General features: G+C 68.3%; 1 protein-coding gene and 1 pseudogene. One reads left to right on the top strand and one right to left on the bottom strand.

All coding sequences use genetic code 11. The features are described 5' to 3' along the window. The coding region (locus RT91_RS19830; RefSeq protein WP_240314394.1) for a DUF2007 domain-containing protein at nucleotides 1-213 on the top strand (213 nt) is incomplete at its 5' end. Between the two features lie 61 nt (nucleotides 214-274). Here the strand turns inward: RT91_RS19830 and RT91_RS19825 are convergent. Next, nucleotides 275-649: pseudogene (locus RT91_RS19825) on the bottom strand (50S ribosomal protein L1); the annotation flags it as partial.

Genomic DNA, 649 nt, shown 5'->3' with positions numbered 1-649 from the left:
AGACCGCATGGAAACGATCGTTGCGTCGACGGATACGATCCGCTCAGTTTCCTGATGGCGCTCCTCCGCGATGCCGGACTCGCCCCGGTGCTGCTGGATCAGAATATCGCCGCGATCGAGGGCAATATCGGGGCGTTTCCCCGCCGGATCGCGGTTGCGACGGACGAGGCGGCGCAGGCCCGCCGCATTCTGCGCGAGGCCGGCGAGGCATGAGGCTTACCGAAGGCACCTTGCTTGCCGGTCGCATCCGCTACACCCAGGCCGCGACCGGGCACAGAGCCTTGGCGTTCTCGATCAGTTTTTCGGCCTCGAAGCTCGCCTTGCCGATACCGGCATGGATGATGCCCGCCTTCTCGGCGCGGAACTCGACCTGGCCGGACTTGGCCGCGGTGATCGCGCCCTTCACGTCCATCGTCACGGTGCCGAGCTTGGGGTTCGGCATCAGGCCGCGCGGGCCGAGGATCTTGCCGAGCCGGCCGACCAGGGCCATCATGTCCGGCGTCGCGATGCAGCGGTCGAATTCGATCGTGCCGTTCTGCACCAGTTCGGCGAGGTCTTCCGCGCCCACCACGTCGGCACCGGCGGCCTTCGCCTCCTCGGCCTTGGGGCCGCGGGCGAACACGCCGACGCGCAGCGTCTTGCCGGTGCC

It is taken from the genome of Acidiphilium sp. JA12-A1 (assembly GCF_000724705.2).
Lineage (GTDB): Bacteria > Pseudomonadota > Alphaproteobacteria > Acetobacterales > Acetobacteraceae > Acidiphilium > Acidiphilium multivorum.
The sequence above is the reverse complement of the archived record's forward strand: the minus strand, read 5'-3'. Positions and strand labels throughout refer to the sequence as shown.